The 14,828-nt window shown below is 66.2% G+C and carries 14 protein-coding genes; all 14 read left to right on the top strand.

Going from position 1 to position 14,828, the window contains the following annotated elements; genetic code table 11:
• The coding region (locus KHO18_RS12225) for a putative bifunctional diguanylate cyclase/phosphodiesterase (RefSeq protein WP_211943271.1) at positions 1-1,401 on the top strand (1,401 nt) is incomplete at its 5' end.
• Positions 1,402-1,612: 211 nt separating this feature from the next.
• On the top strand, positions 1,613-1,996 hold the full coding sequence (locus KHO18_RS12220) for a response regulator (protein WP_144199837.1): 384 nt from the start codon (positions 1,613-1,615) through the stop codon (positions 1,994-1,996).
• Between the two features lie 183 nt (positions 1,997-2,179).
• Entirely contained in the window at positions 2,180-2,668 is a 489-nt protein-coding gene (locus KHO18_RS12215; protein WP_144199839.1) for a chemotaxis protein CheW, read from the top strand.
• An 80-nt stretch (positions 2,669-2,748) separates the two neighbouring features.
• Positions 2,749-4,407 carry a methyl-accepting chemotaxis protein gene (locus KHO18_RS12210; RefSeq protein ID WP_211943270.1) on the top strand — a complete coding sequence of 553 codons (1,659 nt, stop codon included), beginning with the start codon at positions 2,749-2,751 and terminating at the stop codon, positions 4,405-4,407.
• Positions 4,408-4,536: 129 nt separating this feature from the next.
• Positions 4,537-6,387, top strand: coding sequence for a methyl-accepting chemotaxis protein (locus tag KHO18_RS12205; protein ID WP_144199843.1), 1,851 nt, complete (start codon positions 4,537-4,539; stop codon positions 6,385-6,387).
• A gap of 101 nt (positions 6,388-6,488) precedes the next feature.
• A complete protein-coding gene (locus KHO18_RS12200; protein ID WP_144199845.1) occupies positions 6,489-7,241 on the top strand; it encodes a DUF4088 domain-containing protein in 753 nt (250 codons plus the stop codon).
• Between the two features lie 413 nt (positions 7,242-7,654).
• Positions 7,655-7,972, top strand: coding sequence for a flagellar transcriptional regulator FlhD (flhD, locus tag KHO18_RS12195; RefSeq protein ID WP_010812713.1), 318 nt, complete (start codon positions 7,655-7,657; stop codon positions 7,970-7,972).
• On the top strand, positions 7,969-8,574 hold the full coding sequence (gene flhC / locus KHO18_RS12190; RefSeq protein ID WP_144199847.1) for a flagellar transcriptional regulator FlhC: 606 nt from the start codon (positions 7,969-7,971) through the stop codon (positions 8,572-8,574). Before flhD ends, flhC begins: the two co-directional genes overlap by 4 nt.
• A 123-nt stretch (positions 8,575-8,697) precedes the next feature.
• Entirely contained in the window at positions 8,698-9,561 is an 864-nt protein-coding gene (gene motA / locus KHO18_RS12185; RefSeq protein WP_092295940.1) for a flagellar motor stator protein MotA, read from the top strand.
• A gap of 13 nt (positions 9,562-9,574) precedes the next feature.
• Complete coding sequence (motB, locus tag KHO18_RS12180) at positions 9,575-10,570, top strand: flagellar motor protein MotB (RefSeq protein WP_144199849.1); 996 nt, start codon at positions 9,575-9,577, stop codon at positions 10,568-10,570.
• Between the two features lie 61 nt (positions 10,571-10,631).
• Positions 10,632-12,644 (top strand): chemotaxis protein CheA, encoded by a 2,013-nt coding sequence (cheA, locus tag KHO18_RS12175; protein ID WP_211943269.1) that lies wholly within the window; start codon positions 10,632-10,634, stop codon positions 12,642-12,644.
• A 33-nt stretch (positions 12,645-12,677) separates the two neighbouring features.
• Positions 12,678-13,172, top strand: coding sequence for a chemotaxis protein CheW (locus KHO18_RS12170; RefSeq protein WP_092295931.1), 495 nt, complete (start codon positions 12,678-12,680; stop codon positions 13,170-13,172).
• 79 nt (positions 13,173-13,251) lie between these two features.
• Positions 13,252-14,169 (top strand): CheR family methyltransferase, encoded by a 918-nt coding sequence (locus KHO18_RS12165; RefSeq protein ID WP_144199853.1) that lies wholly within the window; start codon positions 13,252-13,254, stop codon positions 14,167-14,169.
• The gene (gene cheD, locus KHO18_RS12160; protein WP_144200062.1) at positions 14,169-14,825 is read left to right on the top strand and encodes a chemoreceptor glutamine deamidase CheD; all 657 of its coding nucleotides are present in this window, start codon (positions 14,169-14,171) and stop codon (positions 14,823-14,825) included. The genes KHO18_RS12165 and cheD overlap by 1 nt, the downstream gene beginning before the upstream one ends.
• Positions 14,826-14,828 lie beyond the last annotated feature (3 nt).

Raw genomic sequence — 14,828 nt, 5'->3', positions numbered from 1 at the left:
CCGGCCGGCATGCTCTCGCGCCAGGACCAGCGCGCGGGGCGGCGCGGTCCGCCGCGCATTCCCGGCCTGACCGTGCGGCCCGCCGCGCGTGGACAGGCCCCGGTCGGCGAGTACAGCGTGGCCACCGACCTGCCGGACCGCAACGCGTTCGCGCGCTGGCTCGACCAGACCATCGCCCATGCCCGGCTCTCCGAGACCGGCTGCGCGGTGCTGCTGATCCATATTGCCGATTTCCGCGAGGTGGACGAAGTATTCGAGGTGCGCGCCGACGACATCCTCGCCCAGGACGCCGGCGCGCTGGCGCAGGCCGCGCTGGAGCCGCACGATTTCCTGGCCCGGCTGGCGCGCGACGAATTTGCGGTGGGTGTACCGGAACTGGTGCAGCACAGCCGGGCCCATGAACTGGGCTCGCGCGTGCTCGGTTCCCTGGCCGAGTTCGTGGCGGCGCGGGGCCTGCAGATGCAGATCGGCGTGAATATCGGCATCGCCATCTATCCGCGCGACGCGCAGACCTCCGAGGCGCTGATGCAGGCCGCCCGCGTGAGCCTGGCGGAGGCGCGCGAGAGCGGCTCCAACCAGGTGCGCGTGTTCAATTCCGCCGCCGGCGAGCGCGCGCGCCGCATGCGCGTGATCCGGCGCGACCTCTGGCTGGCCATCCAGGACGATGGGCTGAAGCTGATGTACCAGCCGAAGTTCGATGTGAAGACCCGCCGCGTGGTGGGCGCCGAGGCGCTGTGCCGCTGGCGCCATCCCACGCTGGGCGCCGTCAATCCGGCCGAATTCATCATGGTGGCGGAGCAGTCGGGCCAGATCGACAAGCTCGACGACTGGGTCATCGCCACGGTCTGCGCGCAGGTGCGCCAGTGGCACGACGCGGGGCTGCCCATCGTGCCGGTGGCGATCAATGTGTCCGGGCTGCGTTTCGCGAGCCGGAATTTCCCGCAGTACCTGCTGGAGCAGATCCACCAGCACGACATCCCGCCCTCGGCCATCACGCTGGAGATTACCGAGACGGCGGCGATGAAGGACATCGGCAAGTCGCTGGAGACGCTGGCGGAGCTGCAGGCGCTGGGCATCCAGGTGGCGCTGGACGACTTTGGCAGCGGCTATTCGAGCCTGGGCTACCTGAAGCGGCTGCGCGTGGGCACGCTCAAGATCGACCGGACGCTGATTGGCGGGCTCGATACGGACCCGCAGGGCCGCGCGATCGTCGGCTCGATGGTGGCGCTGGCGCACGAACTGCGCATGAAGGTGGTGGCGGAGGGCGTGGAGTCGAACTCGCAGCTGGACATCCTGCACGGCATGGGCTGCGACGAAGTGCAGGGCTTCCTGATGGCGCTGCCGCTGGAGCCCTCGGCCTTCGCCGATACCCTGTACGGCGCCGAACCGCTGCGCGCCTGACACCGCGCCAGTCTCCCGGATTAGAGGCTTCCCTCTAATTGGCGTGTTGTTGCCTCAAATCCGTGCGCGAACGGGACGTTATGCTGAAGACAGGGCAGTGGCACGCGTACCGCGTGCACACGGCTGGCCCGTCCGTCGCCAGCCGCCTGGGCGCCCGCGCGCCCGTTGCACGCACGCAGGCGGACCAACTTTTACCCCCGGAGTCCCCCCAATGTCCCTCCCGAGCATTCTCGTCGTCGACGACTCGCCTTCCCTTCGCCGCATGATCGGCGCCTGCCTGCGGGCTGGTGGCTACACGGTGACGGAGGCCGCTGACGGCAAGGAAGCCCATGAGGTGGCGCTGGAAGGGCGCTTCGGCATGCTGGTGACCGATCAGGTGATGCCCGGCATGGACGGCCTGACGCTGATCCGCGCGCTGCGGGCGTTGCCGGCCTATGCCGGCGTGCCGATCCTGATGCTCTCCACCGAGCACGACGACCGCATCCGCGACCAGGCCCGCGAGGCCGGTGCGTCCGGTTTCCTGGCCAAGCCGTTCGATCCGGACGAGCTGATGGCGTCGGTGGAAGCCCTGCTGACCCCTCCCACGGAGGGGTAATGTCCGGGTCCATGTCGCCCTTCATTCACCCCGTTTGATGCCGTAAATACTGGAGGGCCATAGCAGGTGTCCGGCGTGTGCCGGCTGCCTCTGGCCGCATATTGTGGGTCGCAAATCGCGGGTCGCCACAAGCCAAGGGGCACGGAACCCCGGCCTCGACCCATCCAGCCAGCGGGGGCAACCATGAATACGAGCATCAACAAGGCAGACGGCGCGGGTGAGGAATTCCTCGCGTTCCGCCTGGGTCGCGAAGAGTACGGCATCGACATCCTGAAGGTGCAGGAGATTCGCGGCTACGAATCGGTGACGCAGATCGCCAACGCGCCCGCCTATCTGAAGGGCGTGATCAACCTGCGCGGCACCATCGTTCCCATCATCGACCTGCGCATCAAGTTCAACCAGGCCGAGGTCAGCTACGACCAGTACACCGTGGTGATCATCGTTGATCTCAATCAACGCACCACCGGCATCGTGGTGGACGGCGTGTCAGACGTGCTGACGCTGGCGCCGGCGCAGATCAAGCCCGCCCCGGCGCTCTCCGGCGGCGTGGACACCGAATACATCCGCGGGCTGGGCTCGCTCGAGGGCCGCATGCTGATCCTGGCGGACATCGAGAAGCTGATGAACATCGACGACCTCGCCGCCATCGACGCCGCGGCCAGCAGCCACTGACCCCCCACTTCACACCGGCCTACGGCGCGCACGCCTGACAAAGCGCGCTGGCGCCCACGGCATTTACGCAGCAACGAGACATGCGCAACAACCAGCCTGTAACCCAACGCGAGCACCTGCTCTCGCCGAACGACTATCTGATTTCGCGAACCGATCTCAAGGGACGGATCACCTTCGCCAACCGGGCGTTCATCGAGACCAGCGGCTTCACGGCGGAGGAGCTGCTTGGCGCGCCGCATAACCTCGTGCGCCATCCCGACATGCCGCCGGAAGCGTTCGCCGATCTCTGGCGCGCCCTGGAGGCCGGCCAGTCCTGGACCGGCCTGGTCAAGAACCGCCGCAAGGACGGCGACCACTACTGGGTGCTGGCCACCGTCACGCCCACGCGCGTGGCGGGCCGCGTGGTGGGCTACACCTCGGTCCGGGCGATGGCCAGCCGGGAGCAGATCGATGCCACCGCCGCGCTGTACCAGCGCTTCCGGGAGAACCGGGCGCGCGGGCTGGCGATTCGCGATGGCGCCGTGGTGCGCACGGGCCTCGCCGGGCTGTTGGGCCGCCTGACGCGCGTGGACCTCAAGCGCCGCATCCTCTGGGCCCAGCTGGCCGGACTGGTCTGGTTCCTGGCGGCTGCGGGCGGCGCGCACTGGCTCGCGCCGGAGGCCGCTGCGCAACTGTGGCCGTGGCTGTGGGGCGCCTTCGGGCTGGCCGTGCTGTCCTCGTTCGCGGCGGGCTCGATGCTGGTGACGCGGGTGGAGCGCCCGGTGGGCGAGATGCTCGACTTCGCCCTGCGCATGGGCGCGGGCGACCTGACCACTGGCTTCGACCACGAATCGAACGATGAAATCGGCGCGCTGGCGCGGGCCATGCGCACCATGCAGCGCAGCCTGCTGTCCGTGGTGCACGACATCCACGAAGGCATGGCGAACATTTCCACGGCCACGCACGAGGTGGCGGCCGGCAACAACGACCTGTCGCAGCGCACCGAGCAGCAGGCGGCCTCGCTCGAGGAAACCGCCTCGAGCATGGAGCAGCTGACCAGCACGGTGCGCCAGAACGCCGACAACGCGCGCCAGGCGACCGGGCTGGCTGCCAATGCCTCGGACACCGCCGTGCGCGGCGGTGACGCCGTGGGCCGCGTGGTGCAGACAATGGACGAGATCAACGCGGCCTCGCGCAAGATCGTCGACATCATCGGCGTGATCGAAGGGATCGCCTTCCAGACCAACATCCTGGCGCTGAACGCCGCCGTGGAAGCAGCCCGGGCCGGCGAGCAGGGTCGGGGGTTTGCCGTCGTGGCGGGCGAGGTGCGCAGCCTGGCGCAGCGCAGCGCCAACGCGGCCAAGGAAATCAAGGGCCTGATCGGCGACACCGTGGCACGCGTGGAGAACGGCGCGGCGCAGGTGAGCGACGCGGGTGCAACCATGGACGAGATCGTGCAGGCCGTGCGCCGCGTGACCGACATCATGGGCGAGATCAGTTCGGCATCGGCGGAGCAGAGTTCTGGCATCGAACAGGTGAACCAGGCCGTGGCGCAGATGGACGAGGTGACGCAGCAGAACGCTGCGCTGGTGGAGCAGGCCGCTGCCGCGGCCGGCGCACTGGAAGAACAGGCCAACCGGTTGCGCGAGTCGGTATCCACCTTCCGCGTCAGCTTGCAGGCCGAAGTCCGGCCGGCGCGCCCGCGCAAGGGCCTGCCGGCGCCGGAAGTGGGGAGCGGAGCCGGGTACGCAAGTATCTGAACGTCAAGACGCCACGGGCACAACGTGGCGCCAGGAACGGGGTAAGAGCGGCCTTGCGGCCGCGATAACAACGCGGGAGGCGGCAACCGATGCCCATCCCGGTCTTTTTTGACAGAAGGGGGTAGTTCTATGCAGTGGTTCAATCAACTGCGCGTTACGACCAGGCTCATTGCCGGCTTCCTGGTCGTTTCCGTAATCGGCGCCATCGTCGGCCTGCTGGGCGTTGTCAATATGGGGCGCATGGCGGAATGGACCGGCAAGATCTACAACAGCGACCTGCAGGCACTGAAGGCCGTGCAGGACGGCAATATCAACCTCGTCTACGCCAGCCGCTCGCAGATCGCGCTGCTGTCCGCCTCGACGATGGGCGAGCGCGCCACCGAGCGCGAGACCATCGAGAAATCGCTGGCCGCCATGGAGTCGCGCGTGAAGGCCGCCAAGGACTCGTTCTCGGCGCCGGAAGGCCAGGCAATGGTCAAGCAGTATGAAACGCTGCTGCCGGCCTTCCGCGAGCGCATGGAGAAGTATGTGGCGCTGGTCGGCAAGCAGCCGCTGGACACGTCGCAGTTCGAGTCCACCGTGTTCACCGAGAGCGCTGACCTGCTCAAGGACAGCCGCGCGCTGGAAGACGTGCTGTTCAAGATGGTCAAGCGTCGCGACGAGCGCGCCAAGGCCAATATGGACGAATCGACCAGCGTCTATAACAGCTCGCGCGTGCTGATGCTGATCCTGGTGGTGGGTGGCCTGGGGCTTTCCGTACTGCTGGGCTGGTTCCTGGCGCGGCAGCTGTCCAAGCAGCTGGGCGGCGAGCCCGACTATGCGGCGTCCATCGCCTCGCAGATCGCCGACGGCGACTTCTCGGGCAAGGTGGCGCTGCGCAACGGCGACCGTGGCAGCCTGCTGCTGGCCATGAGCCAGATGCAGGAGCAACTGTCGTCGATGGTGCGCGAGTTCAAGGAATCGGCGGAATCGATCGGCACGGCATCGCGCGAGATCGCGGCTGGCAACAACGACCTGTCGCAGCGTACCGAGCAGCAGGCAGCCTCGCTCGAGGAAACCGCCTCGAGCATGGAAGAGCTGACCAGCACGGTGCGCCAGAACGCCGATAACGCACGTCAGGCCAGCGGGCTGGCCGCCAATGCCTCGGAGACCGCCGTGCGCGGTGGCGAGGTGGTGGGCCGCGTGGTGCAGACGATGGACGAGATCAACGAGGCCTCGCGCAAGATCGTCGACATCATCGGCGTGATCGAAGGCATCGCTTTCCAGACCAACATCCTGGCGCTGAACGCCGCCGTGGAAGCGGCGCGTGCCGGCGAACAGGGCCGCGGCTTTGCCGTGGTGGCTGGCGAGGTGCGCAGCCTGGCGCAGCGCAGCGCCAACGCGGCCAAGGAAATCAAGGGCCTGATCGGCGACACCGTGGCGCGCGTGGACAACGGCGCGGCGCTGGTGGGCCAGGCGGGCACGACCATGGGCGAGATCGTCCAGGCCGTGAAGCGCGTGACCGACATCATGGGCGAGATCAGCGCGGCCTCGGCCGAGCAAAGTTCGGGCATCGAACAGGTGAACCAGGCCGTGGCGCAGATGGACGAGGTGACGCAGCAGAACGCGGCGCTCGTGGAGCAGGCCGCGGCTGCCGCGGGCTCGCTGCAGGATCAGGCGATGAAGCTGCAGGATTCGGTGTCGGGTTACAAGCTGTCGCATGACGATGCGGCGACGACGGCGCCCGCGCTGGGCCTGTCGGCCGCGCCTGCGGCGCGTTCGGTGGCCCGGCCCGGCGTCAAGGCGGTAACCTCGGCGAAGGGTGCCAAGGCCCGTGGCGCGCGTAACAAGGCGGCTGGCACGGCGCTGGTCGTGGCGGGTGCCGGTGCGGCGGCAGCGGAAGCCGCCGACGACACGGAAGCGGCCGAGCCGAAGCTGTTGCGTCCGTCCGCCACGGCGGCCGGTAATGGATCCGACAACGGCGACTGGAGCGCATTCTGACCGGCCTCACGCCGTTCTGACTGCCGTGCCCAGTCGCGCCGTGCGCCCCGGCTGCAGCGTTGTAAAAGCTGCGCCGGGGCGCGTTTGCATGCGATGACATCATGACTACCGATATCAACCTGTCGCTGTCGGCCGAAGCCACGGCAAGGCTGCGCGCGGATTTCGACGCCTTTGTAAAAGTTTCCACTGGCATCGACCCGCAGTTCGTGCCGCCTGCGTTCGACGACTTCCTGCGGGCGCGGCTGATGCAGCAGGACGGCCCGCTGACCGAGCGCGCCGTGATGCGGCTGCTGGCCAGCGGCGAATACGGCTGGGCCAAGAAGGTCTTCGACAAGCAGCTGCCCAACGCGCTGGCCGCGCTGATGCGCGACGCCCAGCGCTTCGGCTTCGGCCTGGCCATCCAGCCCGACTGGACGCCGCAGCAGCGCGTGGAGCACGCGCGCGAGTGGGCCACGCAGATCCTCACCGAGGCCGGCGCCGACGCCGCCTTCACCGAGGCGCTGGCTGCGCAGATTTCGGCGTCGGCCATCGACATCCGCACGCTGGAGGAGCGCATGCGTACCCCGGCGTGGCGGATTGCCGACAGTCTTCGCCAACGCGCGTATGACGTCATGTATGCGTTACAGACCGAGCAGAGCGAGGCGCTGGGCCGCAGCAAGGTGGGCGAGATGCGCGCGCTGCTGGGCCTTGCGCTCGAGTACGGCTCGGTCAGTGCCGACGAAGCCGCGCGCATGCTCGAGCAAGTGGAGCGGGCGCGGCCGCAGCTGTTCCGTGAGGCGCCTGACGACGTCTTTGCGCGGCTTGCCGCATGGCTGCGGCGCGTGTTTAGCCAAGGCGCGCTGGTTCGTCAATAGTGGAATCTGCTGGCCTCCGTCTGGCCATGTCATGTCCACCGCACAAGGCGTGTATCCGTTTGGTACACGATGCGTTACGTGCTTGAACGCGCTTGATGTAAACCACAAGCAGGCGCGTGCTGGTGTTACAAATTCGGCGGGCCATGTCTTTTCCGTGCGACATTTGCCGGACCCCAACTCAAGTAGGGATTGGCATTCCGGGCCGATTGCCGATATAAACGTAACAGTTTCACTTACACTCTGTAACAGATGTAACGTTTCAGAGAGAAGGTGTAACCGGGCGAAGTTCTTTCGTAGTACGTCGTACCCATCGAACACGCACTAAACGATCTGGTCGCCGGCCAGTGTCCCTAGGGACACGAAGCCGGTAAGCGCCGGACAAGCGGTCGAAGGGTTTTGGTAGCGGGGAAAAATTGGAAAGCAGTGAAGTTCTCCAGGAGATCAGGGAGGTCAATCTCGCCTATCTTCTGCTCGCGCAAAGACTGGTGCGCGAAAACCAGGTGGAAGCCATGTTCAGGCTTGGCGTCAGCAAGGAAATTGCCGACATTCTTGCCAAACTGACCTCGGCGCAACTCGTCAAGCTGGCAGCATCGAACATGGTGCTGTGCCGTTTCCGCTTTGACGATCATGCGCTGCTATCCACGCTCACCCACACGGCCAAGAGCCACGATATGCAGCAGATCCACGCTGCTATCCTGCTGGCCCGGCAACCTGTGGAGTCGCTCAATTGACCGCGCTCCTACAGGCCCAGCCGGCCCGCAGCTTTACGGCCACCCCTGCCCCCAACCGGAAAAGCGTCCTGCAGGACGCGAACCAGACCCAGCTCGCCATCGAGCTGATTGGCCTGGGCGCGCGCCTGCAGGTGCTGGAAGCCGAGACCACGCTCTCGCGCGACCGGTTGATCCGCCTCTACAAGGAGCTGCGGGGCGCGTCGCCGCCCAAGGGCATGCTCCCGTTCTCGACTGACTGGTTCACCACCTGGCTGCCGAATATCCATTCGTCCCTGTTCTTCTCCGCGTACCAGTTCATGGTGCAGGAAGGCGAGACGTCGGGCATTCGTGCCGTAGTGGCCGCTTACCGTCTGTACCTCGAGCACGTTTCGCTGCTGGGCGGCGAAATTGTCTTAAGTTTCACCCGTGCCTGGACGTTAGTACGGTTTTTCGAGAGCAATATGCTGCAGCTTTCCTCGTGCACATGTTGCGGCGGACAGTTCGTGACGCACGCTTATGAGCCGCACGCGAACTTCGTGTGCAGCCTGTGCCGTCCGCCGTCGCGTGCTGGGAAAGTGAAGAAGCTCTCGAAGGACGCCGCAGCCACGCTGACCGAAGCCTGATTCCATCGGGCCAGATGTCCGCGCGGCAATCGGGCTCCCCGGGACGGGTGAGCGGTGACCCCGCTCGCCCCTACAGGATGCCCGTGCGTGCCTGACGCGTGTTTTTCAGACGGGGATCCGATCGTGCTAGTAGTTATTGGCTATGTCGTCGTGGTGGCATCGGTGCTGGGCGGTTATGCCATCACCGGCGGCCACATGGGCGCGCTTTATCAACCGGCGGAGCTCATCATTATCGGCGGTGCCGCCTTGGGCGCCTTCGTCAGCTCCAACAGCGGCAAGGCCATCAAGGCCACCATGAAGGCCATGCCGATGCTGCTGCGTGGCTCGAAGTACAACAAGGAGTTGTACCTCGACATCATGGCGCTGCTGTACGTGCTGCTCTCCAAGGCCCGCCGCGAGGGCATCCTGTTCCTCGAGAAGGAAATCGCCGACCCGGCGGCCAGCAGCGTGTTCAGCCAGTATCCGCGCATCCTGGCCGATGCGGTGATGATGGAATTCCTCACCGACTATCTGCGCATGATGGTCAACGGCAACATGAACGCCTTCGAGATCGAGGCGCTCATGGACCACGAAATCGAAACGTACCGCCACGAGGCCGAGATTCCCGCCCATGCGCTGTCGCGCGTTGGCGACGGCCTGCCCGCCTTCGGCATCGTGGCCGCGGTGATGGGCGTGGTGCACGCGCTGGCCTCGGCAGACCTGCCGCCGGCCGAGCTGGGCGCCCTCGTGGCCCACGCCATGGTCGGCACGTTCCTCGGCATTCTGCTTGCGTACGGCTTCGTCTCGCCGCTGGCCTCCCGCGTGGAGCACCAGGTGTCCGAGAGCGTGAAGATGTACGAGTGCATCAAGGTCACGCTGCTCGCCTCGCTCAACGGCTACGCGCCGCTGGTGGCGGTGGAATTCGGCCGCAAGGTCCTGTACTCCACGGTGCGGCCGTCGTTCCTCGAGCTCGATGACCACGTCCGCGAAGTCAAGAGCCTGACCTGACCGGAGAGACGTCATGAGCAGCGCCCAGGATCTGCGCCCGATCGTCATCCGCAAGGCCAAGTCGCATTCCAAGCCGCATGGCAACCACAGCTGGAAGATTGCCTACGCCGACTTCATGACGGCGATGATGGCCTTCTTCATGGTGATGTGGCTGCTGAGTTCGGTCTCGCCGAAGACGCTGGCGGGCGTGGCGGAGTACTTCCGCACCCCGCTCAAGGTGGCGATTGCCGGCGGCGACAAGAGCAGCCTGTCGAAGAGCGTCATTCCCGGCGGCGGCAAGGACGTGCAGGCCAAGGATGGCGAAGTGATGCGCGCGCAGACCAACGATCCGTCGGACGCCCAGCGCCGCCGCGACCAGCTGGACACCGAGCGCCTGCGCGCCCTGAAGGGCCGGCTCGAGCAGATCATCGAGAACAACCCGGTGCTGCGCCAGTTCCGTCCGCAGCTGTTGCTGGACATCACGAGCGAAGGGCTGCGCATCCAGATCCTGGATACGCAGAACCGGCCGATGTTCCGCACCGGCAGCGCCTCGGTGGAGCCGTACATGCGCACCATCCTGCGCGAGATCGGCCCGGTGCTGAACGAGATGCCGAACAAGGTGAGCCTGTCCGGCCACACCGACTCGGCCACGTACATGATGGGCGAGCGCGCGTACAGCAACTGGGAACTGTCGGCGGACCGTGCCAACGCCTCCCGCCAGGAGCTGATTGCCGGCGGCATGCAGGAAGGCAAGGTGCTGCGCGTGCTGGGCCTGGCGGACACCATGCCGCTGGAAAAGAACGACGTGCTGGCCCCGGTGAACCGCCGCATCAGCATCGTGGTGCTGAACAAGCGGGCCCAGGCGCAGTTCGAATCCGAAAACGCGAGCGCGGCCGAAGTGTCCGTGCAGGCGCAGAAGGGCCGTGCCGCAGAGGAACTGCAGGCACAGGTGGAGCAGGCGCAGGCGGCCTCCGCTCCGGCGGCCAGGCCGTCCGGCAGCGGCGCCGCCGGCAAGGGCAAGATCGAATGAGGCGTGCCGCCCGTGACAGGGCGGCACATCTTCCAGAGCAATTTAGCGAGTCAGGACGGTCATGTCTGTCGATATCGATATCACGCAGTTTTATCAGACCTTCTTTGAAGAGGCGGAAGAACTGCTCGTGGAAATGGAGCAGCTGCTGCTCGGGCTGGACATCGAGTCCCCCGATTCGGAAGAGCTGAACGCCATTTTCCGTGCCGCGCACTCCATCAAGGGCGGCGCCGCCACCTTCGGCTTCGCGGCATTGACCGCGACCACCCATATTTTCGAGAACCTGCTCGACCGTACGCGTCGGCGGGAACTGGCCCTCAACCGGGTCATCATCGACACCTTTTTGGAAACCAAGGACGTGTTGCAAGATCAGCTCAACGCCTACCGTAACGGCACCGAACCCGATCCGGAAACGCTGGCGCGCATCTGCGCCGTCCTGCAGCAGCTGGCCGAGGAAGCCGGCGGCGAGCCGGGCCATGCGCCGGTGGCCGCTGCCGCTCCGGCCCCCGTGGCCGCCGCACCCGCTGCCGGTGGTGGCGCTGGTAACCTGAAGATCAGCCTGCTCAAGGTATCGGCCGGCGACCAGGCGCTGCTGCGCGAGGAAATCGCCAACCTGGGCGAGATCACCGGCCAGCAGGAAGCCGACGGCGACCTCGTCATCTGGCTGAACAGCCAGTGCAGCGCCGATGACATCATCGCGGTCTGCTGCTTCGTGATCGACGACAAGCAGATCACCGTGGAAACCGTGGACGGTGGCGCTGCCCCGGCCGCCGCGGCACCCGCGCCGGCCCCGGTGGCCGCGCCGGCACCCGTGGCCGCTGCCCCGGCTGCCGCCGCACCCGCCAAGGACAAGGAAAAGGCCAAGCCGGCCGCCGGCGCTGCGGCGCCGGATTCCGGCTCGATCCGCGTGCCGACCGAGAAGGTCGACCAGATCATCAACCTCGTGGGCGAACTGGTCATCACGCAGTCGATGCTGGCGCAGACCGCCTCCTCGCTCGACCCGGTGCTGTTCGACCGCCTGTTCTCGGGCATGGGCCAGCTGGAGCGCAACGCGCGTGACCTGCAGGAAGCGGTGATGTCCATCCGCATGATGCCGATGGACTACGTGTTCTCGCGCTTCCCGCGCCTGGTGCGCGACCTGGCCAGCAAGCTCGGCAAGCAGATCGACCTGGTCACGTTCGGCAAGGCGACCGAACTCGACAAGAGCCTGATCGAACGGATCATCGACCCGCTGACCCACCTGGTGCGCAACAGCCTGGACCACGGCATCGAGACCCCGGAAAAGCGCGTGGCCGCCGGCAAGGAGCCGACGGGCCAGCTGATCCTCTCCGCGCAGCACGCGGGCGGCAACATCGTCATCGAAGTGAGCGACGACGGTGGCGGCCTGAACCGCGAGCGCATCCTGGCCAAGGCGATCCAGAACGGCCTGCCGGTGTCCGAGAACATCAGCGACGAGGAAGTCTGGCAGCTGATCTTCGCGCCGGGCTTCTCGACGGCCGAGGTGGTCACCGACGTGTCCGGCCGTGGCGTGGGCATGGACGTGGTCAAGCGGAACATCCAGGAAATGGGCGGGCACGTGGAAATCGCGTCGCGCCCGGGCAATGGCACCACCACCCGCATCGTACTGCCACTGACGCTGGCGATCCTGGACGGGATGTCGGTGCGCGTGGGCGAGGAAACCTTCATCCTGCCGCTGAACTGCGTGATGGAGTCCCTGCAGCCGAAGTCCGAGGATGTGCACACCGCCGCCAACGGCGAGCGCGTGATGAATGTGCGTGGCGAATACCTGCCGCTGCTGGAACTGCACAAGGTCTTCAACGTGACCGGCGCGCTGCAGGAGCCGACGCAGGGCATCGCCGTGATCCTGGCCGCCGAGGGCAAGCGCTTCGCGCTGCTGGTGGACCAGCTGATCGGCCAGCACCAGGTGGTGCTGAAGAACCTCGAAACGAACTATCGCAAGGTGCCCTGCATCTCGGCCGCCACGATCCTCGGCGACGGCAGCGTGGCCCTGATCGTAGACGTGGGCGCGCTGCAGCGCACCGGCGTGCGCCGCCAGGACGCGGCGGTTGCACAGTAACTGACAGCATAGCGACAGCAAAGGAGCACTGACATGGCCGGCATCGGACACATCGATACTCAGGCGGGCGAAGCCTCTGGCCAGGAATACCTGGTCTTCACGCTCGGCACCGAGGAATACGGCATCGATATCCTGAAAGTGCAGGAGATCCGCAGCTACGAGACCGTCACCCGCATCGCCAACGCGCCCGGCTTCATCAAGGGCGTGACCAACCTGCGCGGCGTGATCGTCCCGATCGTGGACCTGCGCCTGAAGTTCGACCTCGGCAACGTGCGCTATGACCACCAGACCGTGGTGATCATCCTCAACGTGGCGGGCCGTGTGGTCGGTATCGTGGTGGATGGCGTCTCGGACGTGCTGACGCTGACCGGTGACGATATCAAGCCGGCGCCGGAGTTCGGCGTGTCGGTCTCGAACGAGCACCTTACCGGACTCGGCTCGGTGGAAGGCCGCATGCTGATCCTGATCGACATCGAACGCATGATGACCAGTTCCGAGATGGAGCTGGTGGAAGCCGAACTGGCCTGATCGGGCCAGCCGGCAAGATCGCCCAGAAGCCCCATAAGATTTACCCGCCGACCCCCGGCACTCCACGAAGATACACACCATGACGCCGCTCCGTTCTTCCTCCAGCGCCATCGGGAAGCCAGGCGCGGTTGCCGCACCCGCCGTACCGGTGCTGGCGCCGCTGCGCGACGACATGCGTGACTTCCTGCTCACCGAGCATGATTTCGAGAAGGTGCGCGCGCTGATTCACAAGCGCGCGGGCATCTCGCTCGGCAGTCACAAGCGCGAGATGGTCTACAGCCGCCTCGCGCGGCGCCTGCGTTCGCTGGGACTGGCCGATTTCGGCAGCTACCTGGCCCTGCTCGAGTCTGATGATCGCTCCCAGGAATGGGAGTTTTTCACCAACGCGCTAACCACGAACCTGACCTCGTTCTTCCGCGAGGCGCACCACTTCCCGCTGCTGGCCGAGCACGCCAAGAAGGTTGGCCGGCCCTACAGCGTGTGGTGCGCGGCGGCATCGACGGGCGAGGAGCCGTACTCCATCGCCATCACCCTGGCCGAGGCGCTGGGCGACCGCGCGGGTACGGTGCTGGCCACCGACATCGACACCCAGGTGCTGGCCAAGGCCCGCGCCGGCGTGTACACGGCCGAGCAGGTGGGGCGACTTTCGCAGGAACGGCTCAAGCGGTTCTTCCTGAAGGGCACCGGCGCACGTTCGGGCTCGGTCAAGGTGAAGCCGGACCTGGCTTCGACGATCACCTTCGAGCCGCTGAACCTGCTGGCGCCGGAATGGGGATTGCGCGAGAAGTTCGACGCCATCTTCTGCCGCAACGTGATGATCTACTTCGACAAGCCGACCCAGGGCCGCATCCTGGAACGGTTTGCCCCGTTGCTCAAGCCGAATGGCCTGCTGTTCGCCGGCCATTCCGAGAATTTCTCGTATGTCACGCGCGCGTTCCAGCTGCGCGGACAGACCGTCTACGAACTGGCCGGCAAGGGCGGCAGCGGAGGTGCATGATGCGTACGCCCCAGATGCCGGAAGCCATTGCCACCCGCAAGTACTTCGACCGCGAGTTCGGCAAGCAGGCCATCAAGCTGCTGCCGAACGAGTATTACGTGAGCGGCGAGGACGTGGTGCTCACCACGGTGCTCGGCTCGTGCGTGGCCGCCTGTATCCGTGACGAGGTGGCGGGCGTAGGCGGCATGAACCATTTCATGCTGCCGGACGACGAGAACGCCGGGCCGGACCGCATGCTGTCCGCCTCGATGCGCTACGGCTGCTACGCGCTGGAAGTGCTCATCAATGAACTATTGAAGATGGGCGCCCGGCGTGAGCGCCTGGAAGCCAAGGTTTTTGGTGGCGGCGCGGTACTGGCGAACATGACGACCCTCAATATTGGGGATCGGAATGCCGATTTTGTATTGAAGTACCTGAAGACCGAAGAGATTCGCGTGGCGGCGCAAGACCTGCGCGGCCCGCACGCGCGACGGGTGAGCTATTTCCCGCGCAGCGGCCTGGCGCTGGTGCGCCGGCTGACTCGACAAGACGATACGGTAGGCGTGGAACGCGAGGAGCGTGCGCTGGCACGCGCGATTTCCACCTCCACGAAGGCGCCCGTACGAGGCGCAGTGGAATTGTTTACGCGGCAGGCCACGGCAAGGGCGCCGACCTGAAAA

The organism is Cupriavidus campinensis (genome assembly GCF_905397395.1).
GTDB classification, from domain to species: domain Bacteria; phylum Pseudomonadota; class Gammaproteobacteria; order Burkholderiales; family Burkholderiaceae; genus Cupriavidus; species Cupriavidus campinensis.
The sequence above is the reverse complement of the archived record's forward strand: the minus strand, read 5'-3'. Positions and strand labels throughout refer to the sequence as shown.